Source organism: Moorena producens PAL-8-15-08-1 (assembly GCF_001767235.1).
GTDB lineage: Bacteria > Cyanobacteriota > Cyanobacteriia > Cyanobacteriales > Coleofasciculaceae > Moorena > Moorena producens_A.
Genome location: NZ_CP017599.1, coordinates 4744708 through 4766231, shown reverse-complemented (window position 1 = coordinate 4766231; position 21524 = coordinate 4744708). Strand labels below are relative to the sequence as shown.

At 42.8% G+C, this 21524-nt stretch carries 22 protein-coding genes and 2 pseudogenes; 11 read left to right on the top strand and 13 right to left on the bottom strand.

Going from position 1 to position 21524, the window contains the following annotated elements:
* The first annotated feature begins 140 nt into the window (after nt 1-140).
* From BJP34_RS17745 to BJP34_RS17735, 3 genes are all read left to right on the top strand, one after another.
* Nucleotides 141-1349 carry a hypothetical protein gene (locus BJP34_RS17745; RefSeq protein ID WP_149031031.1) on the top strand — a complete coding sequence of 403 codons (1209 nt, stop codon included), beginning with the start codon at nt 141-143 and terminating at the stop codon, nt 1347-1349.
* A 121-nt stretch (nt 1350-1470) separates the two neighbouring features.
* Entirely contained in the window at nt 1471-2937 is a 1467-nt protein-coding gene (locus tag BJP34_RS17740; RefSeq protein ID WP_083305234.1) for a Dyp-type peroxidase, read from the top strand.
* Nucleotides 2938-3001: 64 nt separating this feature from the next.
* Nucleotides 3002-3781, top strand: coding sequence for a hypothetical protein (locus BJP34_RS17735; RefSeq protein WP_070393488.1), 780 nt, complete (start codon nt 3002-3004; stop codon nt 3779-3781).
* Here BJP34_RS17735 and BJP34_RS49020 read toward each other — a convergent pair.
* The 3 genes from BJP34_RS49020 to BJP34_RS17730 are packed head-to-tail and all read right to left on the bottom strand — an operon-like array spanning nt 3726 to nt 5137.
* Nucleotides 3726-3848, bottom strand: a complete 123-nt coding sequence (locus BJP34_RS49020) for a hypothetical protein (protein ID WP_267876597.1) — start codon at nt 3846-3848, stop codon at nt 3726-3728. The two genes, BJP34_RS17735 and BJP34_RS49020, sit on opposite strands and share 56 nt — an antisense overlap.
* A complete protein-coding gene (locus tag BJP34_RS37075; protein WP_083305233.1) occupies nt 3799-4092 on the bottom strand; it encodes a hypothetical protein in 294 nt (97 codons plus the stop codon). The genes BJP34_RS49020 and BJP34_RS37075 overlap by 50 nt, the downstream gene beginning before the upstream one ends.
* Complete coding sequence (locus tag BJP34_RS17730; protein WP_070393487.1) at nt 4076-5137, bottom strand: catalase family protein; 1062 nt, start codon at nt 5135-5137, stop codon at nt 4076-4078. The genes BJP34_RS37075 and BJP34_RS17730 overlap by 17 nt, the downstream gene beginning before the upstream one ends.
* A gap of 562 nt (nt 5138-5699) precedes the next feature.
* Here BJP34_RS17730 and BJP34_RS43570 point away from each other — a divergent pair.
* On the top strand, nt 5700-5876 hold the full coding sequence (locus BJP34_RS43570; RefSeq protein WP_158517276.1) for a hypothetical protein: 177 nt from the start codon (nt 5700-5702) through the stop codon (nt 5874-5876).
* A 198-nt stretch (nt 5877-6074) separates the two neighbouring features.
* On the opposite strand, the gene BJP34_RS17725 is transcribed toward BJP34_RS43570, so the two are convergent.
* Together BJP34_RS17725 and BJP34_RS43565 are read right to left on the bottom strand one after the other, a co-directional pair.
* Nucleotides 6075-7181, bottom strand: coding sequence for a hypothetical protein (locus BJP34_RS17725; RefSeq protein ID WP_070393486.1), 1107 nt, complete (start codon nt 7179-7181; stop codon nt 6075-6077).
* 511 nt (nt 7182-7692) lie between these two features.
* On the bottom strand, nt 7693-7830 hold the full coding sequence (locus tag BJP34_RS43565; RefSeq protein WP_158517275.1) for a hypothetical protein: 138 nt from the start codon (nt 7828-7830) through the stop codon (nt 7693-7695).
* Between the two features lie 56 nt (nt 7831-7886).
* Here BJP34_RS43565 and BJP34_RS37070 point away from each other — a divergent pair.
* A pseudogene (locus BJP34_RS37070) lies at nt 7887-8060 on the top strand (Uma2 family endonuclease); the annotation flags it as partial.
* Nucleotides 8061-8324: 264 nt separating this feature from the next.
* On the opposite strand, the gene BJP34_RS17715 reads toward BJP34_RS37070, so the two are convergent.
* The 3 genes from BJP34_RS17715 to BJP34_RS45665 all read right to left on the bottom strand — a co-directional run bounded on the left by BJP34_RS17715 (nt 8325) and on the right by BJP34_RS45665 (nt 10661).
* Nucleotides 8325-8864: a cold shock domain-containing protein gene (locus BJP34_RS17715; protein WP_070393484.1), complete on the bottom strand. Its 540-nt coding sequence runs from the start codon at nt 8862-8864 to the stop codon at nt 8325-8327.
* 154 nt (nt 8865-9018) lie between these two features.
* The gene (locus tag BJP34_RS40085; protein WP_229424423.1) at nt 9019-10431 is read right to left on the bottom strand and encodes a tetratricopeptide repeat protein; all 1413 of its coding nucleotides are present in this window, start codon (nt 10429-10431) and stop codon (nt 9019-9021) included.
* On the bottom strand, nt 10398-10661 hold the full coding sequence (locus tag BJP34_RS45665; RefSeq protein WP_168166473.1) for a hypothetical protein: 264 nt from the start codon (nt 10659-10661) through the stop codon (nt 10398-10400). Before BJP34_RS45665 ends, BJP34_RS40085 begins: the two co-directional genes overlap by 34 nt.
* A gap of 405 nt (nt 10662-11066) precedes the next feature.
* On the opposite strand from BJP34_RS45665, the gene BJP34_RS17705 reads away from it, so the two are divergent.
* The 3 genes from BJP34_RS17705 to BJP34_RS43560 all read left to right on the top strand — a co-directional run bounded on the left by BJP34_RS17705 (nt 11067) and on the right by BJP34_RS43560 (nt 12136).
* A complete protein-coding gene (locus BJP34_RS17705; RefSeq protein WP_070393483.1) occupies nt 11067-11321 on the top strand; it encodes a hypothetical protein in 255 nt (84 codons plus the stop codon).
* 216 nt (nt 11322-11537) lie between these two features.
* Nucleotides 11538-11786, top strand: a complete 249-nt coding sequence (locus BJP34_RS40080; protein WP_149031030.1) for a hypothetical protein — start codon at nt 11538-11540, stop codon at nt 11784-11786.
* A gap of 176 nt (nt 11787-11962) precedes the next feature.
* Entirely contained in the window at nt 11963-12136 is a 174-nt protein-coding gene (locus BJP34_RS43560; RefSeq protein ID WP_158517274.1) for a hypothetical protein, read from the top strand.
* On the opposite strand, the gene BJP34_RS17700 is transcribed toward BJP34_RS43560, so the two are convergent.
* From BJP34_RS17700 to trpB, 3 genes are all read right to left on the bottom strand, one after another.
* Nucleotides 12129-15506 carry an ATP-binding protein gene (locus tag BJP34_RS17700; RefSeq protein WP_070393482.1) on the bottom strand — a complete coding sequence of 1126 codons (3378 nt, stop codon included), beginning with the start codon at nt 15504-15506 and terminating at the stop codon, nt 12129-12131. The two genes, BJP34_RS43560 and BJP34_RS17700, sit on opposite strands and share 8 nt — an antisense overlap.
* Before the next feature lie 288 nt (nt 15507-15794).
* Nucleotides 15795-16445: a ribonuclease H-like domain-containing protein gene (locus BJP34_RS17695; protein WP_070393481.1), complete on the bottom strand. Its 651-nt coding sequence runs from the start codon at nt 16443-16445 to the stop codon at nt 15795-15797.
* Nucleotides 16446-16974: 529 nt separating this feature from the next.
* Nucleotides 16975-18240: a tryptophan synthase subunit beta gene (trpB, locus tag BJP34_RS17690; RefSeq protein ID WP_193431335.1), complete on the bottom strand. Its 1266-nt coding sequence runs from the start codon at nt 18238-18240 to the stop codon at nt 16975-16977.
* A gap of 168 nt (nt 18241-18408) precedes the next feature.
* On the opposite strand from trpB, the gene BJP34_RS17685 reads away from it, so the two are divergent.
* Complete coding sequence (locus tag BJP34_RS17685) at nt 18409-18726, top strand: DUF4342 domain-containing protein (protein ID WP_070393480.1); 318 nt, start codon at nt 18409-18411, stop codon at nt 18724-18726.
* 410 nt (nt 18727-19136) lie between these two features.
* Here BJP34_RS17685 and BJP34_RS17675 read toward each other — a convergent pair whose 3' ends face one another.
* On the bottom strand, nt 19137-19406 hold the full coding sequence (locus tag BJP34_RS17675) for a helix-turn-helix domain-containing protein (protein WP_070393478.1): 270 nt from the start codon (nt 19404-19406) through the stop codon (nt 19137-19139).
* Between the two features lie 152 nt (nt 19407-19558).
* On the opposite strand from BJP34_RS17675, the gene BJP34_RS17670 reads away from it, so the two are divergent.
* Nucleotides 19559-19774, top strand: coding sequence for a hypothetical protein (locus BJP34_RS17670; RefSeq protein WP_070393477.1), 216 nt, complete (start codon nt 19559-19561; stop codon nt 19772-19774).
* Here the strand turns inward: BJP34_RS17670 and BJP34_RS17665 are convergent.
* Nucleotides 19752-20963, bottom strand: a complete 1212-nt coding sequence (locus BJP34_RS17665) for an RNA-guided endonuclease InsQ/TnpB family protein (RefSeq protein ID WP_070393476.1) — start codon at nt 20961-20963, stop codon at nt 19752-19754. The genes BJP34_RS17670 and BJP34_RS17665 overlap by 23 nt on opposite strands.
* Before the next feature lie 384 nt (nt 20964-21347).
* Between BJP34_RS17665 and BJP34_RS50475 the strand changes: the two are divergent.
* Nucleotides 21348-21479, top strand: a pseudogene (locus BJP34_RS50475) (transposase); the annotation flags it as partial.
* Nucleotides 21480-21524: the final 45 nt, after the last annotated feature.

Genomic DNA, 21524 nt, shown 5'->3' with positions numbered 1-21524 from the left:
CCTAAAGCTAGATAGGGTTAAACGCGATCGCTAAACCGTAAACTAAACCGTAAGCTAAACGGTAAACTAAATCGTAAACTAAACCATAAACTTAGTTTAGCCAAAACCATTAATTAATAATCCTTGAAATGGAGGGCAAAATGTCCCCAAACCCCCTGACTGTTATTGTCAAGATCAAGCCTGGAGAAGAGGCAAATATAAAATCACTTCTCGAAGCAATTGACTCGGATCCAGCAAATAATCCCTATGTTCGCTTTCCTGAGAGCCGTCAAACCCACTTGGCGCGTTTTGCCATCCTCAATGATCCTGATAATGGACCGCGCTTGCTCTTTTCCAGCAATTATGATGGTGACTTAGATAGCTACCTCAATGAACTAATTCAGATATCACCAGGAATGGATAGCCTATGGGAAAAATGCCAAGGCTATACGGGCAAGGCACAATTCTCTGAGTTTATTAACCAACACTCCTATCAGCCCGAAGCCTTTTACATTGCCTTCCGTAACGAAACCGTCGAAAGCCTCAAGAACTACATCGCCATTCGGAAACATATTCAAAATTTATTAAATCTCAAGGATGTAGATAATTACCTAGATTGTTCAGGAGTCAAGCCATTTTTAGATAAAGTTGCCCAGGTTTCTCAAACTAATACTTGGTGGGAAGTTGTGGGATTAAATGGATTAAAGATCTTGAGAGGATTGGTAGATATGGTTCAATATCCCTTGAACCTAATTCGCGAAATCCTGTTGGTTATAATAAATTTTCTGGCTAGCATACTGGGCAAACCGGAAAATAGAAGTGAAATTGGACAATATACTAGTGTGAAAGCTGATCTCGCTCAAAGTCAGCTTCTGGCCAATGCAGAAGATCGTTTTGTCCAGAACTCAATGAATCACCTTGTAGACATTAAGCCTGAGCGAATCAAGCGTCTGAAGATAGTATTGTTTCTTGTTAATTGGGCTGGACAATATCTATTTCCACCAGCATCCCTAGTTAATATCACTACAATTCATTTTGCCCGTTGGCTGATTATTGATGAAGGGAAACGTTTACTATTTTTAAGTAATTATGATGGCTCATGGGATAATTATCTGAATGATTTTGTTGATCGAGCCAGCGACGGATTAAACTCCATTTGGAACAATACAATGACTTATCCAGAGGGAGGCGCTCAGGATATTGGGGCGTTCAAACAATATTTCCGAGATTACCAAACCCCATCCCTAGTCTACTACAGCGCTTATCCTGAGCAAACTGTCCAAACTAGTTTGAGAGACCAACAAATTAGCAAAATGATCGGGACAAATTTTAATCAATCTGCGATTGAAGAATGGTTAAAACTGCTCTAACGGTTTGTTTATAATGGTTTGTTGAAAGAGCTACTGAATAGAAGAATTAATCGTCAGCTGGATGCAGCAATAAATCAGGGATAACTCTGTAACTCTAAACCCAGAAACGAGGGAAGCAACCATGTCAGAATTAACGCCAGAAGCACGGGAAGATATTCAGGGAATTATATTGAGTGGTTATGGGCATCTACGCTATGCCTTATATTTATTTGTTCAAATCAAGAACCCTAAACAAGCTCAGGCATGGTTAAAGACTATTCTCCCGGAAATCACTACAGGTAAATTGTGGCCAAAACGACCAGATGGAACCACGGAAAAACCTGAATATACCTTGAATATTGCCTTTACCCACAAAGGATTGCAAGTTCTTAACCTACCACAGCACACTCTCGAAACATTTTCCAGGGAATTAATCGAAGGGATAGCCACTTCAAAACGTTCTCGTATATTAGGAGATACGGCAGAAAGCGCTCCAGATCAATGGGATGTCGGTGGAGCAAATAATGAAGAGATTCATATGTTGTTGATCCTTTATGGATTAGACCCCGAAAGCCTCGCCCAGCAGCGCAACCAGTTGCTTCAAGACCAAGACGATAGTCTAGTGGTTGTGGCAGAAGAGCCTGGGTTTAGAGCTCCTAGTAATAAGGAGCATTTCGGCTTTAACGACAGTATTTCCCAGCCGATCATTGAGGGGACTCGAAACAACCAAAACCCTAATCAAGATGTGGTTAAGACTGGGGAGTTTATCCTGGGCTATCCAAATCAATACGATTTCTTGCCTGCTACCCCATCTGTGCCAGTAGACCAGGATAGTGATAATATCTTGCCCAGTTTTCCAGGTACAGAACTGTCAGAGTTCAAAGATTTCGGACGTCATGGAACTTACCTGGTATACCGGAAGCTAGCCCAGGATGTAGCTGGCTTTTGGCAATATATTGCCCAACAAGGACATGATGGCGAGGGTTGTCCCCATGCTCCAACCATGAGCTTGCTTGCAGCTAAGTTCGTAGGACGTTGGCCCAGTGGTACCCCCCTAGTGCTTGCCCCAGACCAGGATAACCCAGAGATTCAGGACAAGAATCAGTTCAAGTACTTACCAGAAGATAAGGAGGGTTATCGTTGCCCCATCGGTGCTCACATCCGTCGTAGCAACCCCAGGGATTCCTTTCTAGATGCCACCCCAGAGGATTCCTTTAAACTATCCAATCGGCATCGGATTATTCGACGGGGGGCTATTTACGGAGAACCTCTATTCCCCATCGGGGATATCGAAAACGGTCAGTTGCCTGTGGATATTCAGGATGATGGCAAGCCCAGAGGACTACATTTCTTCAGTATTAATGCTAATATTAGGCGTCAATTTGAGTTTCTTCAGGAAACTTGGTGTAACAATCCTCGATTTAACAGTTTATATGATAACAAAGACCCGATCATCGGAGATAATGACGGTTCTGGTCATATGACCATTCAGCGTTCACTGATTCGTAAACGAATTAATAACCTACCTCGATTTGTAACCGTCAAGGGGGGTGGATACTTTTTTATGCCAAGTATCACCGCCATGCAATTTATGGTTAATTGTGCCTAAGTTATCCAATGCCAGACCTGTTCAAAACTACTATAGTGCATCTAAATAGTGCATCTAAACTATTATGATTCCATTTGCTCTAACCTTTGCAGCAGTTTTTTCCCTGGAAATTGGGTTGATCTCCGTGTTAACCGTAATGCCTCAGCTCGGTAAGCTAGGCAAGACTATCTCGGAATCCTTTACCCAAGCCCCTGGGCTGGACGTGATTTTATCAGTGATAGTGTGGATTCCTTGGCTGATCAGTGGACTACTTGTAGGCTGGGTGGGGGTTTTGGCTGCCCTAGTGGGTCAACTATTAGCGCTACAGTTGTGGATTGTTGGTCATGAATTAGTCCATTCTGAGGCAGTAAAAGGACCGAGAATTGTTAGCTACCTCAATCAGCGGTTTGGCTGGTGGCGAAACCACTTGGCATTATGGGTGACAGCTGTCAGTGTGCCAGTGTTTTTTTTGATTCGCCTTGCTGAAGTAGCCTTGTATCCATTCCTAATCTGGTTACTCGGCTTCCCAAGTTACAAGCACAGTGAATGGGTCAATGTCAGTCGCCAGAAGTTTGAAGGCTTAGTTGGTCATGATCTAATTTGGTGCCTTTACTGTGACTGGATGACTGGGGTGTATTCCCTTGGTGCTGAAATGTTGAGGAATGTCGAATCTTTCTGGTGTCCGATCCGCTTTTACAATGACAAAAAGTGCGAGAACTGTCGGCTCGATTTCCCAGATATCGATGGCGGTTGGGTTGCCAAAGACGGAACCATGGGAGACGTTGTACAAACAATAGAAGACAATATGCCTAGCGATCGCCAATGGACATGGTTTGGTCACCCAGATCGAGGGAATAGGGAGTAGGGAGTAGGGAGTAGGGATTAGGCAAGAGGCAAAAGGCAAGAGGCAAGAGGCAAGAGGCAAGAGGCAAGAGGCAAGAGGCAAGAGGCAAGAGGCAAAAGGCAAGAGGCAAAAGGCAAAAGGCAAAAGGGAGCTTCGGAGCAGCGATGTAGTGCAGTCTTGGGGGTTTCCAAGCCAGTTGCTCTCCAAACTCTCCAAACTCTCCAAACTCCCCAAACTCCCCACACCTCCCACACTTCCCAAACTTCCCAAACTTCCCACACTCCCCACACCTCCCGACTCCCGACTCCCGACTCCCTACTTCGGCAAGACATCTAGGGGAAAAATCGAGAAAAATTCTTCTGTTGTCGGTTCTTTATGGGGGACATTATTCAGTCGGTTTCGTAGCCGAGAAATTAACTCGTAAACCTGCTTGCGAGGACGGTTGATTCCCCCTAAAGGTCTATGCTCTGGTAGAGAATGCCATGGGGTGTAGGACAAATCCTCACAAAATTTGATTTGCTCAGGAGATTCAAAAGCCTGAGCAGGAATCTTGAGAGTAGCTACTTTTTGATAGGGTGATTTCCAATCGATGGTGGGGTCTTCAATTGGCATCTTATCAGCATCGGTCTGAAACTGAATTAAGAAATCAAAGCAAGCTTCTTTATTGTTGAGATGTTCTCGGATTGCGTCGCGAAGAAAGTTTTCTGTTTTAGGAATCGACTTAGAACTAGTTGAGATATTATCAGGAGAAGGCTTCAGGGAGAATTTAATCGCTCCTGACCCATATTTGTATGGAGTTGTACTCCAATATTGAGATTCTAATGGACTGCGCATCTTAGACAACCGAATCCGTAGTCCGATTTGGATCTCACGCCAGCGCCATTTAAATGGATTAAGTCCAGTTATGAAAAACTTTATGGGATTCCGGCTTCCAGAACGTTCAATTTCTGCAAAAAACTCAATGTAGTCTTTGGCATTGCGAACTACGAAAAGCGGGTGGTCTATTAGCAAAAAGTCTTGGGTTTCTTCAGATTTTTCATCCTCCAAGACTTTGTCTCCTGGTACACCCATCAGTTTAACCGCCATACCATGGGCATCACCTTTGGTATCCTTCTGCTCACTGAAATTTGAGAAGCGAATACAAGCGGCGAAACGCTTGCCTGGTTCTTTAAAAATACCTACTCTAATCTTGTCATCGTTAGGGAGGTTAGGGTCAATGATAAATTCTCCTCTAACACAACCATGAGCTTTGGGATGTTCTCCCCGTTTCACAGGAGGATGTTTGTCAATAAGTCGTTCACTGATTTGGGCAATTTCACGAGTAGCTTCTTCTTCATCCGGCGGTACGTTTTCCTGACCAATTTCTAATTTAGTCATCGGTGTCGCCTCTTTTACTCCTTTGGCTTTTTAGTATTATAGCATCAGGGTAGGGAGTAGGGAGCAGGGAGTAGGGAGTAGTATTTAGTTTTATCGTTTGTTTTTTAAGTATTAGTTATAATGTCAGCTATCAGCTAATGCGCTACTTGAGGTGCTACTTGAGGTGCTATCAGCTGATAGCTTACCCTTGATTACATCACAAAATAGTTAGTAAGCATTCAGCGGTAAGCTTATGCTTCATGTTGTTTTACCACCCTAGATTTTTTAGTATTCTATTGGGATTAATCCTCGGTGGGCAGTGTCTAATAACTTGATTGGCTGGCGGATTTGATCTGTCTCAACCACTGCCCACCCTACGTTAATTACTCAACACTACTTCTTTGACTCAAGTGTGGTTGACTGCACTTGTAATGAACCTTGATAGGTTCTTTTCTTTGTTCTTTGCTTTTTTGTTTGTCGTTTCCAAGCTACGGTATCGATTCCGACACTATATGGGCAACTATATGGGCAATAGTCTACACTGCTTATGTAAATATTGGACTCTTCACAAGAAGCTCTTAGGGTGCATCTCATCTTTGTAAAAAAGAAGGGAAGTGCCGGAAGTGTCGGAAGCGTAGGGATTTTAGGGAGAGTGGGTAGTGTAGGCAGTGTCGGAATTTTATTAGAACAGGACTTACGCACAGACTCCATGGGTAGGGTGGGCAAAACCTTGCCCACCCTACAAGTAGCGTTAAATTGAGGGATTTGCGTAAGTCCTATAGAATTTTTGTCTAATTGCATGCATTGAGATGCACCCGTCTACTAACTTGATTGGCTTGCTGATTTGATCTGTCTGGTGCACTGCCCAGCAAACGTGAACTATTGTGATTAATCCTAGGTGGACAGTGTCTAGTAACTTAGCATTGGAACTAGGTTAGTGTTTAAACATTGTTTAAGCTTAAATGCTTAACCAAGTAGTAGCAAAGAAGTTATCTGTATTATTCCAAAGTTCAACTAGATCAGACTTAGAATCACCATTGACATCAGTAACTAAGTAATCAGTATCGACTCGAAAGTCCCCTACTTGTGTATTACTGCCGAGGCTAAATCCACCCTGACCATCACTAATCCAAGTCGCAGCAAAGAAATTATTATTATTATTCCAGAGCTCGACTAGATCAGAGTTACCATCACCATTTACATCGGTGACTAAGTAATCAGTATCGACTCGAAAGTCCCCTACTTGTGTATTACTGCCGAGGCTAAATCCACCCTGACCATCACTAATCCAAGTCGCAGCAAAGAAATTATTATTATTATTCCAGAGCTCGACTAGATCAGAGTTACCATCACCATTTACATCGGTGACTAAGTAATCAGTATCGACTCGAAAGTCCCCTACTTGTGTATTACTGCCGAGGGTCAATCCACCTTGACCATCACTAATCCAAGTCGCAGCAAAGAACTTATCTGTATTATTCCAAAGCTCGACTAGATCAGAGTTACCATCACCATTGACATCGGTAACTAAGTAATCAGTATCGACTCGAAAGTCCCCTACTTGTGTATTACCCCCAAGGGTCAATCCACCTTGACCATCACTAATCCAAGTCGCAGCAAAGAACTTATCTGTATTATTCCAAAGCTCGACTAGATCAGAGTTACCATCACCATTGACATCGGTAACTAAGTAATCAGTATCGACTCGAAAGTCCCCGACTTCTGTATTACCCCCAAGGGTCAATCCACCTTGACCATCACTAATCCAAGTCGCAGCAAAGAACTTATCTGTATTATTCCAAAGCTCGACTAGATCAGAGTTACCATCTCCATTTACATCGGTGACTAAGTACTTAGTATCGACTCGAAAGTCCCCGACTTGTGTATTACCCCCAAGGCTAAATCCACCTTGACCATCACTAATCCAAGTCGCAGCAAAGAACTTATCTGTATTATTCCAAAGCTCGACTAGATCAGAGTTACCATCGCCATTTACATCGGTGACTAAGTACTTAGTATCGACTCGAAAGTCTCCGACTTGAGTTGTTGAACCTAGAGAAAACATTTAACTTGCACTCCTTTCATCTGATTGACACGCTAAATATAAGTAGTCGGACATAAATAAACGGTACTGTCTCAAAAACTGTAAAATCCTTGTAACCTTTACACCAAAAGGTTTGGTCGATATTTACAAAACTTTATAAAGCACCCAAAACTTTTGTCCGACTACTTAGTACGGAAATCGTACTTTGATACTCCCCGCTCTCAAAAAAGGGTGATTTTTGGCTCACGGATTTGACTTGCCACAACAGGTCACCAAGCACAGTAGAGGTCAAATTTCCGCCAGTGTATAGATATCTAATCCTAGTTCCGGTGTGGCACACCCTGTTTTGATGACCAACACATTTATAGACTATCTAATTGAATCTAGGCTTCATAGTACCCTTAAGGGTACCTTTTTCTTAAGAAAGATTAAGTGAAGTTAATTTACGGCGGTTTGCATAACTAAGAAGTACAGTAACAATCAGGAGCAAACCAGTTACGAAAATCTTAAGGTGCGCTTCACCCATTAAGAATTAAATTCGCCACGGGTCGCACCTAGGGAATAGGGAATAGGGAATAGGGAATAGGGAATAGGGAATAGGGAATAGGGAATAGGGAATAGGGAATAGGGAATAGCGATGCGCTGGATCAAGACAGGTAATCAAAGTCAAAGAAGACTGTACCTCATAACTGCGAGAAACGCTATAAAAGTGATAAGTTATAGCATCTCCAGGACAAAATGGAGGAGTATAGATTCAATGGGGTAAGGTTAGGCTGGCTGATCGACAGCAACCATAGACGGGTTTATGTTTATCGCCCTGGTGTTGAGGTTGAGGAATTAGACAACCCTGCTACTGTTAGTGGTGAGTCGGTTTTAGCTGGTTTTGTGCTGTTCGCGTAGCGTGGCCAAAGGCCAAGGTTGTTTGCTAATCCTAGATTTGTTGCCGGTTCTATTGGGATTAATCCTTGGTGAGCAGTGTCTAGTAACTTGATTGGCTTGCTGATCTGATTTGTCTCAACCACTGCCCACCCTACGTGAATTACTAGGTGGGCAGTGTCTAGTAATTTGATTGGCTTGCTGATTTGATTTGTCTCAACCACTGCCCACCCTACGTTAGCTCTAATCAAGTGAATTACTATTTTACGAAGTATTGAGGCGCTGTGGTTACCTTGGTGCTTTACGCCAACCATTTGCGATCGCTTCTGACTCCGTGCAAAACCACCTTTCTCCCCTGGCTGGATCGATAACTGTCGATTCATAATCTTCCATGGCTGGAAGATGATACAACTTTTTGCCTGTTGTAACGGAAATATTGCCTTTTATCATACATCCTGACTTCGTAATTGATCTGATTGGTGAGGGAGAACGACTAGGACTGAAGTGCATTGTAAACAATGCCATAGCAGCTAGAATTAGGACACCAAGAATGGTTTCGAGTAAACTTCTTTTCCTTGGTTTTCTTTTAGTTGGCAAAGGTCGAGGTGCAACACCTTGAATCGAGGCTCTGGCAGCGCGTATTTTGCCATCGGGTTCAGCAACTTGCTCGTATAAAATCCTATCTCCAACCTTTGGGCGACGACTTGCTCCTTTCAAAGCACTGATATGTAAGAAAACGTCTTTACCACCATCATTTGGTTTGATGAAACCAAAGCCTCTATCGTCTTTCCAGGTTATCAGTTTTCCTTGATGTAGAACAGGTTTCATATAACAGTCTGATGATCATGTCCATCATCTTGTAGTTTTCCCAAATTCAATTCACTTGCCCGTTCGTGATCTGGTGGCGCGGGCAGGATGCCCACTCTACTGATATTCATCCCACCCCTCAGTAATGCCACATCTTTTCCTAATGCTGCAAGGTCTAGTCACAAAACCAGGGTTTTAACCCAATACAGGCTCGATATATGCCCGTCCTTAAAGGAGAGCGCAAAATTTGCAGATTCTGACGATAGATTCGAGTCATAGGATGATTTGACCCTAACTTCGGTTCGGCAATCTCCAAAGCCTGTTGATAGAGGGGTTTGGCCTGCTCATAGCGTCCGATTGAGTGGTAGAGTAAACCCAGGTTGTTGAGACTTTCGGCCACAGAGGGATGGTTATCACCCAGGCGGCTTCTAGTTATCTCTAAACATTGCTCATACCACGGTTCAGCCTGGTCATAGGTACCTTGACCTTTATAGAATCTTCCTAAGCCAACAAAAGGCCAGATTAAATCTTCATCCCTGAGCCAGTCAGTTAGGACTGTAGCAGCTTCGGCTAAATGAGGGATGGCGGGGGTAACTGCTGCAATCTGATCGCGAGTTGGTGTCTTGGGAATTTTTTTGGCCACAGCCACCATTGCTTGACAAAAGCGTTGCTTGTAGCAATCGGCCTCTGGTAATTGAGCCAGCTTGGTCTGGAAAAATTCTCGAATTAGTTGATGGAGCCGATAGGTTTGCTGTTCACTCAGTTGCAACAGATTACGATTGACCAGAAAGCGATTGGCCGTAGGCCACGCTACGCGATCGCGTAACTCTTCCAAGTCTTCAACTTTTTCTTCCGATTCCTGATCATCTTCAGTTTCGATAACACAAGACTCTACTAGTGACCACTGAAAAGGAGCAGGAGCAAACAAACTCAGAAGACATCCTAACTGTTGGGCTTCTGGTGGCAAATTGTTCCAAGATAACTCAAACGCTTCTACAGAGTAGGGCGTAGCAGCATTGATATTGTTACTGGGGGGATTTAAGCTTATCTCTTTTTTTTTGAGGCATTCCTCGATAAATTTCTTGACACCAAGATAGACCTGACTATTTTGAGACTCTGGTTTGCATAGGTCAATGTGATTCTTTGGCATCCCAACCGGTTTCACTTTTTCAATGCCTGGGTTGGCACTAACTGGGTCTACCACCAAAATACCGTTTACAGCCTGGGTGTCATAATACACCTTTGTGGCAATTCCTAGACTCCGAACATGTTCTCGATACCACTCATTTAATTCCAGTAACTGAGGGGAATGAGCTTTTAGTTCCTTTACACTTATTGTAGTTCGTGTCAGAAGGTTAATATTATCAATTAAATTAGCGACATGAGCCCCAGTGTGAGGAGTAGCCAGAAATACAATCCCTTTCGTCTGCTCAAGAATAGCTTGCTTTTGAAACGTCAACGCACTGTTAAGCATTTTTTTGACTAAAAGTCCGCCCATACTGTGAGTAATAAAGATTAATGGACGTTGGCCGAGCTCGCGGATATCTAACCAATCTAATAAATTACTAGCTTGAGCGAAAAGGGACATACTGCTGTGGCTTTTCCAGTTTGTGGCTTCAGCGTCATACCCAAACAGATATTAACGCATAAATTATCTTTTCCTAACCAACCTAGCCAGCAGTCATCATCATCCCGTTTTCCCTGGGTATACCACGTGCTTCTAGCATCCCCTCCCAGCCCGTGAACAAACACCACATCGGCACTGGGCACTAAGTCCTGATGGCTTGAGATTTCAATCAAGCCCGTTGAATCACTCACCGATTACCCCCCCAGTAAATTATATAGCATTAACTAGTAGATGCCTAAAACCCTATTTCGATTTAGTCTAACAAAAAAATCCAGGGAGCAGGGAGCAGGGAGTAGGAAAAAAAATATCACAATTTATTCTTTATCGATTGAATATTTACAACGCTATCGGGAAAAAAAAATTCCAAAAAATGCGATTTTTTAAAATAAATACTACGCGACATATTGCCAATATTTACTCTTTTTATTCCTCCCTACTTTCTGGTACATTTTTCCTTTTAAAAAAAAGCGATTGCATTCCTTTCTCCGTACATTTTATGTCAATTAACCCTCTCAAAAAAAATTATAAAACCCCTTGAAAAAATATTATATAATCGTTATGATTATATTTGTAAACCTTAAAACGTTTTTTTTACTATGTCTGACAACTTCCGCCCTAACCCAGAAAATAATCCTGAGGAGATTACTCCCAGTAATACTCCTCAGGAACGGTCTCCAAAAAAATACCCCATTAAGCACATTTTGAAAGGCTCCCGCCGGGCAATAACCAACACCATCCATACCCTTTATGCACGAGGTTACGCCCAAGTTGACGAGTGGAGCCCCCTTCAGCCGACTGACATTCCTGGCGAATTCATCACGGTAATGACAAAATACTTAATGCTGGGTTAAGGGCTTAAATTTCAGGGGGCTTTGCCCCCTGGCAAAAGCATCAGATCTGTTCGTGTAGCATGTGTGGCACAGGCTTCTAGCCTGTGAGGTAGCGCATTAGCTTACGGTGTGATCGGATTATGTTTGATTAGGTTTACAAAGTTAAGACATAAGTAACAATTGCTAGCCGTGGAAGGTATTTCTGCGGCTACTTTTTTTGGGTTAGATTAATCCTTGGTGGGCAGTGCCGAGCCAGACGATGGTAAGCACATCACTCTGTCTGATGCACTGCCCACCCTACATCTATTGTGGTTAATCCTTGGTGGGCAGTGCCGAGCCAGACGATGGTCAGCACATCACTCTGTCTGCTGCACTGCCCACCCTACATCTATTGTGGTTAATCCTTGGTGGGCAGTGCCGAGCCAGACGATGGTAAGCACATCACTCTGTCTGATGCACTGCCCACCCTACATCTATTGTGGTTAATCCTTGGTGGGCAGTGCCGAGCCAGCCGATGGTCAGCACATCACTCTGTCTGCTGCACTGCCCACCCTACATCTATTGTGGTTAATCCTTGGTGGGCAGTGCCGAGCCAGCCGATGGTAAGCACATCACTCTGTCTGCTGCACTGCCCACCCTACATCTATTGTGGTTAATCCTTGGTGGGCAGTGCCGAGCCAGCCGATGGTCAGCACATCACTCTGTCTGATGCACTGCCCACCCTACATCTACATCTCCCCATCTCCCCATCTCCCCACACTCCCCATCTCCCCATCTCCCCATCTCCCTATTCCCTATTCCCTGTTCCCTATTCCCTTGATAACCAATTCAACTAATCACAATATCCAATTCCGACACCCCAAAGCGCTGGGCTTTAACACACCGTTCAATATAAAGTTCAACCACCCGGTCTTGGTGATTACTCTCTAAAAGTTCCTCAAAAATCCGTTGCGCCTGAGCAAACTCTTTTTCTACATAATAGGCAACTGCTTCCTCAAAGCGAGGAGTCGTGCCGGACTTGAAAGCAATCAAATCCTCAGGATTAGCATCATACACTTCAAAGATTTCCACTGGTTGACTTTTACCCTTAACCTTAACTCGCCCTAGACACCGATAATGATAACTGTCTCGATTATCCAAATCAGTCAAGGTTGGTTTACTAATTAAAATTTCTGCTCCATAAATCTTGCTTAAACTTTCCAAACGGGATGCCAAATTTACAGTATCAGCAATTACAGTTGTATCCATCCGTTGAGATTCCCCCACTGTGCCTAAAATTAAACTCCCCTTGTGCAAACCAATACCAATCGCAATCGCTTCATAACCACTATTATGCCGATGGAAGTTATAAAGATAAACTTGCTTTTGCATCTCAATGGCTGCCTTTAGGGCATGATCAGCTTTGTCGGGAAACAAAGCCATCACCGCATCACCAATATATTTATCAATGAAGCCGTTATAATTACGAATCACTGGGCTGACTCGACTTAAATAGCCATTGATAAAATTAAAATTTTCTTCCGGTGACATCCTCTCTGATAAAGTAGTAAAGGAGCGAATATCCGAAAAAAGTACCGTCATCTCTTTTTGGACATTGTCCCCTAATTGGACATCAAGAATACTTTCCCTTTCTAAAAATTGCAGAAACTCCCGAGGCACAAAGCGTCCATAAGCTACATTAATTTTCGCTAACTGAAGATGGGTCTTAATTCGTGCTAGCAATTCATTCTTGGATATGGGCTTAGTTAAATAATCATTCGCTCCAGCTGCAAATCCAGCTACTAAATCTGAAATCTGATTTTTAGCGGTTAACAAGACTACGGGTAGTTCATTCGGTAGATATTTCTCACGGATTTTTTTACAGAACTCATAGCCGGTCATTTTCGGCATCATAATATCCAGTAAAATCAAGTCTGGTTTGTATCCTTGGGTAATTTTTGTGAATGCATCTTCGCCATTAACTGCTTTAGTAATCTTATAGTTTTGCAGATAAAGATGGTTGACCAAAACCTGAAGATTTACTGGTTCATCATCTACAATCAAGATTTTCAAGGCTTTCATAGTTGGTGATGATAAGTTCTGATTAGACATCAGGTGATCAGACATCAGATGATTAGACATCAGGTGATTAGACATCAGGTGATCAGATATCAAATGTTCAGAGTCACTTGCCATCGCCAAATAATTCTGAACCTTGGAAACTTCCTCTCGCTGTTTCCTCTCTACTTTACCCTTTGATATCGGTAGGGTGAAACTAAACCGTGAGCCAAGGTTTGGGGTAGACTCCACATCAATATCTCCGCCGTGGAGCTGCACCAGTTTTTTAGTAACGGCTAAACCTAACCCCACTCCTCCATATTTCCTATTAATGGAGCCATCTCCTTGTTCAAAAGCTTCAAAAATTCGGTCTAATTTATCAGGTGGGATACCAATCCCTGTATCAGAAACGGTAATTTTAAGATAAGACGTTACCACCTCTGCTGACACTTTAATCATACCACGTTCAGTAAATTTAATGGCATTACCCACTAAATTATAGAGAATCTGTTGGAGTCGGTTTTCATCAGCATCCACAGGGGGAATAGATGAGGAAACTTGATTAATCAGTTGTAAGTTTTTATTAGCCAAAAGGGGACGAGATAGCAATAAAACAACTTCTGTTATTTCTCGCATCCCCACTGGCTTTATTTTAAGGTTAATTTGTTTATGCTTGAGGGCAGAAAAATCTAGTAAATCGTTAACAAGCTGAGTTAACCGTTTGCCACTAGATACAATCAGAGAAAGATTCGATGCTGTTGAATGGGATAACTCACCTGTTGCTCCATCAATCAAGGATTCAGCAATGCCAATAATACCATTCAGAGGCGTTTTAAGTTCATGAGATGTGTTGGCTAAGAATTCATTTTTGAGCTGATCCATTTCCTGAAGAGCAGCGTTCTTAGTTTCTAGCTTCTGGTTATATTCCTGTAGCAGTCGCCTGGTTTCAGCAAATCGTAGTTCTAAAATTAATCCTAAGGATAGGATAAAAAGCAACATTCCCCAAGGATAGAATCGTTGATACCAGTTTTCCGGTTCAAACTGATAAACTAAAATATCATGCATTCCTCCTATAACCAGGATAGATAATCCATAAATAAATAGTTTAGCATAATAGTTTTTCTTAGTGATAGCTATAGGAATAGAATGGAGCAATAAAATTATTGTACTAGCCAGGATCAGGTAGTTATCAATAGATCTCTCATACAACCAGGAACTTTTGTATATAACAATTAATCCTAAAGAAATTACGGAATAAATTAGGTGAATTTTCCATAACCGCTGTATGATTGAAAAATAGCCTGAGCCAAAAATTTCTTCAAAACCAATAAGGGTGAGAATAGGAAGAAAACACAAAGCTGTATATCGAGTATGCTCCCAATTCAGTGAATCCTTAAATAATAAGGGAACAATGGTTGATTGGCTAATGTTGTAAACCCCACCAGCTATGGCTAATAATCCAAAGGCTAGAATCAATCGTTTGTCTTGAGACCGGAATAAACAGGTTAAACTAAACCACAGCCCAATTAAAATAAAAATACATCCTAAAACCGTGCTTATTTCGTCTTTGAACAAACACCGAATTACGTTAAGTTTAGAACCAATAACTATCCGGTCGAAAAATCCGATGTAAATAGACTGTTCAGTCCCGACGTAAACATTAATGAACAATGATTTGCCGGAAAAATTTGAATCAAGAGGAACAATTGGCCATTGATACCCGTCACCATTAGCTGGAGGCAATGAGTTGGGGGATAATCGGGTATAAATCAGTTGCTGATCTAAATAAGCTTCTAGTATATTCGGAACTGCTCCGAGATAAAGAGTGGGAGATTGCCATTTACCCTCTGGTAACCTAACCCCTAACCAAACATTGTTTTGCTGTTGATCTTGCTGTGACTTCCATAGTCTTTCTGGAAATGTAAATGGTTGCCAGCAAGGGTCGCTCTTGGCAATCTCGACCTTAGTACAAAGCTTGGCATTCCGGAGGTTATTGATAGAAACATCACCCCAGAGATAGTGCCATCCTTTGGTAATCTCCAATGGCGGCAAGGTTTTAGATGCCTGAGATTGTGCTTGACTAGGTGCGATGGTTAATAGGCTAATCAGTACTGATATCAAAAAAGCGCCCAAACACAAGAGGATTTGGGCACGTTTCCAACTAAACATACGTTTCACTGGTATCTGCTGGAGGGGCTATGGGTGACACCCCCCTCTACTAGTTTAAGTTGGATCAAGGAGCTTGGAAACTGTTTGTTAAACTTTGCTTAAATCAGGCGCTTAGGGTGGATTAGGCGGTGAGTACTTTAGCGGTGCGACCCCGGTCGGGTTTCCCGACAAGCATGAACGCGCACCAAGAGAAAAGCTGACCTTTTCACAGAGCTGTCCACCGTAACCCACCAATATTGAGCTACTTAAGCGGTCATTAGATTTACTTTGTAAACAGTCTCTGATTATTCAATGTTCAAATACATCTCGATAGTGCAACAAATCGAGAGATACCATAGTTGGTAACGCCTCAAAGCACTGTTGAGCTAGTTCCCAACGGTCTTCCCGTTCCAGCATATTGATCAGTTTTTGCCGCACATTTAACAAGTAGCGTACATCATTAGCAGCGTATTCCAACTGCTGATCGGAGAGGTTAGCAACATTACCCCAGTCAGAACTCTGAGCACTTTTATCCAAATCTATCCGTTCTAGCTCTTTGACCAATTCTTTGAGACCATGGCTACTAGTATAGGTGCGGGCTAATTTACTAGCAATCTTGGTGCAGAAGACAGGATTGACTTCAATACCGAGATTTTGCCTAAGCATAGCGACATCAAACCGAGCAAAGTGAAAGACTTTGAGCACATTAGTCGCTTCTAACAACTGTTTTAATCGGGGTGCTTCTGTTTGTCCTTTGTCAATGCGGACAAAGGTGACTCGTCCTCGTGGATCACACAGCTGTACAAGACATAAGCGATCGCGTTGGTAAATCAGTCCCATGGTTTCCGTATCCACGGCGAGGGAATCTGCGGTTAGATACTGTTGACATATAGATTCGGGTAAATCGCGATCGCAAACTTGAAAATCCTTCAATTCTTCGATTACAGTTGTGTTGGTCATTGTTTCAAAGGTTATGGGTTGTTGTTTCTAGAAGCTTGTTGGATGGGATAGTGTTTGATGCGATAGTTTTGATGGGATAATTTTTGATGGGATAGTATTGTTAGGGATAACTCCCAGAATTTGGTTTATTCGATGCTCCTATGGGGTACCGTTTCTGTTCCCATGATCAGAAAGTCTACGGCATAGTTATTCGTGAAGATGACAGTAACCACTGAGACTAACCACTACCGGTAGTGTTAGTTAGTAGTGTTAGTTAGTAGTGTTAGTTAGTAGTGTTAGTTATCCCTTTAAAGTGATGTTATAGCACCATAACTAGCAACTAAATCACAGTGGTTACTATAGTTAACGACCCTTGATAAAAACTTGGGTTAATTCCACAGTAAAGATCAGCATTCCCAAACTAATCTTGAGCAATGGTGTTGGCATGAGCAGGCTGGCTAAAATCTGGGCTCTAATTTATAGGAATTACTGTATCGTAGTTTACAATTTACCCTTGACATTCCACATGTCCTAATTATTTTTTATTTTTTTAATCTTTCGAGGTCTGAGCTGACATAAATTTAGCAACAGTTTGCACATCCTTATCACCCCGACCGGAACAGTTAATCACGAGCTGGGGATTACCACTGAGTTGGGGACACAGAGTTTCGAGATATGCGATCGCATGAGATGTTTCCAGTGCCGGTATAATTCCCTCCAGCTCAGACAACCGTTGAAACGCAGCCACCGCTTCTTGGTCTGTAACACTATAATACTCTGCCCGACTGCTATCCTTCAAATAGCTATGCTCAGGACCGACACCAGGATAGTCCAAGCCAGCACTAATAGAATGAGCTTCGAGCACCTGACCATCCTGGTCTTGCAGCAAATAACTCATTGCCCCGTGCAACACTCCTGGTCGTCCCTTAGTTAGGGTAGCCGCATGTTTAGCAGAATTTACACCAGCGCCTGCTGCTTCCACGCCAATCAACCGCACAGAGGGTTCATTAACAAACTCATGGAACAGACCCATGGCATTGGAGCCACCCCCAACACAAGCTAACAATATATCCGGCAAAGCGCCCCATTTTTCCAAGCATTGAGCCCTAGTTTCCTGGCCAATCACAGCATGGAAATCCCGTACCATTTTTGGGTAAGGATGAGGACCTGCCACTGACCCAAGGATATAGTGAGTGGTTTCCACATTTGTCACCCAGTCTCGAATCGCTTCCGAGGTAGCATCCTTGAGAGTACCCGTCCCTGCCGATACCGGTTGCACCGTTGCTCCCAGTAGCCGCATCCGAAACACATTCAAGGATTGCCTTTCCATGTCCTGAACGCCCATATAAATGACGCATTCGAGACCAAATCGAGCACATACTGTTGCGGTAGCCACACCATGCTGACCCGCTCCCGTTTCAGCAATGATGCGCCGCTTACCCATGCGCTGGGCTAGCAATACCTGAGCCAGAGCATTATTTATTTTGTGAGCACCGGTGTGATTTAAATCTTCCCGTTTTAGATAAATCCGTGGTCCACTACCATCAGATTTGGTATAGTAGTTACTCAGACGTTCAGCAAAATACAGAGGACTAGGACGTCCTACATAGTCTCGCAGCAGTTGTTGTAGTTCCTGTTGGAAATCCGGGTCATTACGGTATTGTTCAAAAGACTGCTCTAGTTCACTTAGAGCAGGCATCAGGGTTTCTGGAACATACTTGCCACCAAATTTCCCAAAACGTCCCAAAGCGTCCGGTTGTTGGGTCTGGTGATCCCTATGGTCACCGATACTAAGGGGTAGGGGTGTTTTAGTCACAGCGGTGTTACACAATTTCTAGAACGAACATCTCGACTATTTATTATAAAACCCAAAATCCCTTACCACCAGTCCTTAAGCATTTTGTATCAACATTAACAATTATTTTTGAGTTAATGTAGAAAAGTAATCACCATAATGACCAACTCGGTGCCTAAGTAGATTACCATGAATGAACCAACTGATCAACAAATTAACAATCACTCCAATTCTGTAGAGCCAGATGTTCAGCCAAAGGTCAGTGTCGAAGAATTCAGTATTAGTGGTAATGACCTGATTGACAAAGTTAAAGACCTAATTGATCAGGGTAATATTCGCCGAATTATCATCAAAAATGACCAGGAGCGGATTTTGTTGGAGATTCCGCTAACTTTTGGAGTATTAGGAGGAGTTACTGCTATTTTCTTGGCTCCTTGGTTACTCGCCCTGGGAGCGATCGGGGCATTGGCGGCTCGATTGAAAGTAGTGGTAGAACGAAAGGAATAGCAGTCTAGATACCGTAGATATCTACCCTAACGCCTAAACAAGTATGGGAGATCCTAGAGAAAGATTGCCTGCGATCGCTAAAAATATCTTAAGATATACTTAAGATATACCTTGAGTGATCAGCAGTCAGCCAAAAGCCTAGAAGTCACTCTGGACAACTAAACTAATTATGCCAGTGCGACTTATATAATCATGGGTTTCTTGCTCTGTAGCTGGGCGGTTGCGAGTGCCACTGAGGTGCTGAACTGGTGGCTTGAACAAAGGAACCTGAACAAAGCAACCTGAGCAAAGCAACCTGAGCAAAGCAACCTGAGCAAAACTGCCTAATCCTAGCTTCAAGCCGACTCTGAAAACTATCAGTCAGTAAGTAATGATTCAATAATCTCCGGGACTGGATATAGTGAGTGGTCTCACTGAGTTTGACCGGGAGCTGGTAAAGGACAGCAATTGACATCATTCAAGCAAACTTTGCCCCACTTTAAGGCCCAACGAACCAAACCCACCCGGTTATCAGTGCAGGTTTTGGTCAGAATGTTACTGATATGATTATCAACAGTGCGCTTACTGATTGCCAGCTGGTGAGCAATCTCGAGATTGGTTAAACCAGCCGCTACATGTTCGATGATTTGCACTTCCCGCTGAGACAGAATTGCGGGAGTCTGGGATTTACCACTAGCCATAAGTAATTTTTCTCTAGTAGATATACCTATCTTATCTAATTTTACCGCCAACGGTGAACCACTTTACGATATCTCCTATGGGTGAATTAACAGATTATCAGTAAACCGGACAAGGAGGAATTGGGGAAAGGGGAGTGGGAGGAGTGTAGGAAGTGTGGGAAGCGTGGGAAGTGTGGGAAGTGTGGGAAGTGTGGGAACTAGTCGAAACTTCTGAAATTAACATCAATGGAGAGCCACTAATGGAAGGTCTTAGTGATTTTATCAACCAGAGAATGGAAGAGTGGAAAGTCCCAGGGCTGGCTGTCGCTATTGTGAACAATAGCGAGATCATCTTTTTTGACATACTCACCGCCCTGGAAGGACGGTGATTCTTGACATCTCATCGGAGCGTGCTACCGAAACAGTCTGACCGCTCCTCCTTGTCCATTTATAGTCGTGCCGATGCCCCATGCCGACTTTTTCTATGTTTTTGGCAGCGTTCTCGTCCCTATCTTGCTGCGTTCCACAATTCATGCAGAGCACTGAACGCACAGACAAATCAAGTTTGCCCCACTTAAACCCACAATCTGAACAGATTTGACTGGTAGGTTCCCACCGACTTATAACCCGAAAATCTCTGCCATACTTATCTGATTTTGCATCACAGAGCGTCCTAAATTCTGCCCATCCCTGTTGGCTAATAGCTCGTGCAAGTTTATGGTTTTTAACCATTCCCGACACATTCAAATCTTCCAAAACAATTACTTGGTTCTCGCTAACTATTTTGGTTGATAGTTTGTGCAGAAAATCTTTCCGCTTATTTGCGATTTTGAGGTTGAGTTTAGCAATATGGCGGCGAGTTAGTTGTTTTCTGTTCGATCCTTTAGGTTGCTTGGCGAATTTTCGTTGTTTTTTCCGCAGCTTCCGATCTAACTTGGAATAGTCAGGGCTTTTAGCTTGACTGCCATCACTCATCACCGCAAAAGTCTTGATCCCTAGATCAATACCGATGCTTTGGTTCTTGGCATCAAATTGAACAGGCTCAATCTCTACGACGAAACTCAAAAAATAATTGTCAGCGCAGTCTTTGATGATGGTTACAGAGCTAGGATCTGTTCGCGTAGCGTGACCTTTGGTCAAAGGCAGTTCTCTAGACCAAATTGGCTTAACTATTCCAATTTTGGCCAAGTAAACTTTATCGCCCTGAACAGAGAAACCTCTACGGGTTAACCGTGCCGATTGTCTGTTAGACCGCTTCTTAAAACGTGGAGGTTTAACTTTTTTGCCTTTTCTTTTTCCACTCCGAGAATCGAAGAAGTTTTTAAAAGCGACTCCCAAATCAGCTACAGACTGCTGCAAAGGTACAACTGAAACCTCTGACAACCATTGTCTATCTTCAGTCTTTTTTGCTTGAGTAATGACTAGCTTTTGCAGCTCTCCTGATTTGAGAACTTTTTCAGATTTTTTGCAAATAGCCAGAGCATCGTTCCAAACAACCCGAACACAACCAAACAATTTGGCTAAGTCCTGCTTTTGTTGGTTTGTCGGGTAAAAACGATACTGGTATCTGGCTTTCACTTTACTTATATAAGGATATCTGTACTATAATTATAGTGTAATCTACCTGAGGGGGTGACATGAGCCCTGAAAAGCTTACTAGATAAGGCTTTGATGCCAATTATCTCAGGAAAGATAAACTCCCAAATTGACCCTTATTTGATTTTATGGACGCTCAAACCCTTATAACTACGTCCAAGGTCGGCCCAAAACAGCATGTATCTTTTTGTAACAGATGGGCTGAATATGTTACCCAGTAAGGATTTTAGCTTGCATGTCACCCCCCCAGGTAATCTACAGGATTTTGCAATGATTTTCCGTAAAAAACGACACAGTATTACGAACTTACAAATACATCTAGTAGGCGTAAACAAATATAGACAAAAAGATTAACCTCAATGAGTCTTAAAATCCTTGAATACTCCTATACGAGAGGTGGCAAAAAAGATGAATTTTGAGATTAAGGAATTCAATGGAGAATCTGATCACGTACACGCATTGATTGAGCTTTGCTCACGCTACGCGAACGAATATCCTCGGAGACGAAACCTGATTACGTGGAGCCTTATTACAACAGACTTA

Coding starts and splice junctions, on each gene's coding strand:
- BJP34_RS17745 (WP_149031031.1), top strand. CDS start 141: ATGTCCCCAAACCCCCTGACTGTTATTGTCAAGATCAAGCCTGGAGAA.
- BJP34_RS17695 (WP_070393481.1), bottom strand. CDS start 16,445: ATGACCAACACAACTGTAATCGAAGAATTGAAGGATTTTCAAGTTTGC.
- BJP34_RS17725 (WP_070393486.1), bottom strand. CDS start 7,181: ATGTTTTCTCTAGGTTCAACAACTCAAGTCGGAGACTTTCGAGTCGAT.
- BJP34_RS17700 (WP_070393482.1), bottom strand. CDS start 15,506: ATGTTTAGTTGGAAACGTGCCCAAATCCTCTTGTGTTTGGGCGCTTTT.
- BJP34_RS17675 (WP_070393478.1), bottom strand. CDS start 19,406: ATGGCTAGTGGTAAATCCCAGACTCCCGCAATTCTGTCTCAGCGGGAA.
- BJP34_RS37075 (WP_083305233.1), bottom strand. CDS start 4,092: ATGTCTTGCCGAAGTAGGGAGTCGGGAGTCGGGAGTCGGGAGGTGTGG.
- BJP34_RS17735 (WP_070393488.1), top strand. CDS start 3,002: ATGATTCCATTTGCTCTAACCTTTGCAGCAGTTTTTTCCCTGGAAATT.
- BJP34_RS17715 (WP_070393484.1), bottom strand. CDS start 8,864: ATGAAACCTGTTCTACATCAAGGAAAACTGATAACCTGGAAAGACGAT.
- BJP34_RS17705 (WP_070393483.1), top strand. CDS start 11,067: ATGTCTGACAACTTCCGCCCTAACCCAGAAAATAATCCTGAGGAGATT.
- BJP34_RS17740 (WP_083305234.1), top strand. CDS start 1,471: ATGTCAGAATTAACGCCAGAAGCACGGGAAGATATTCAGGGAATTATA.
- BJP34_RS17685 (WP_070393480.1), top strand. CDS start 18,409: ATGAATGAACCAACTGATCAACAAATTAACAATCACTCCAATTCTGTA.
- BJP34_RS17730 (WP_070393487.1), bottom strand. CDS start 5,137: ATGACTAAATTAGAAATTGGTCAGGAAAACGTACCGCCGGATGAAGAA.
- BJP34_RS40085 (WP_229424423.1), bottom strand. CDS start 10,431: ATGTCCCTTTTCGCTCAAGCTAGTAATTTATTAGATTGGTTAGATATC.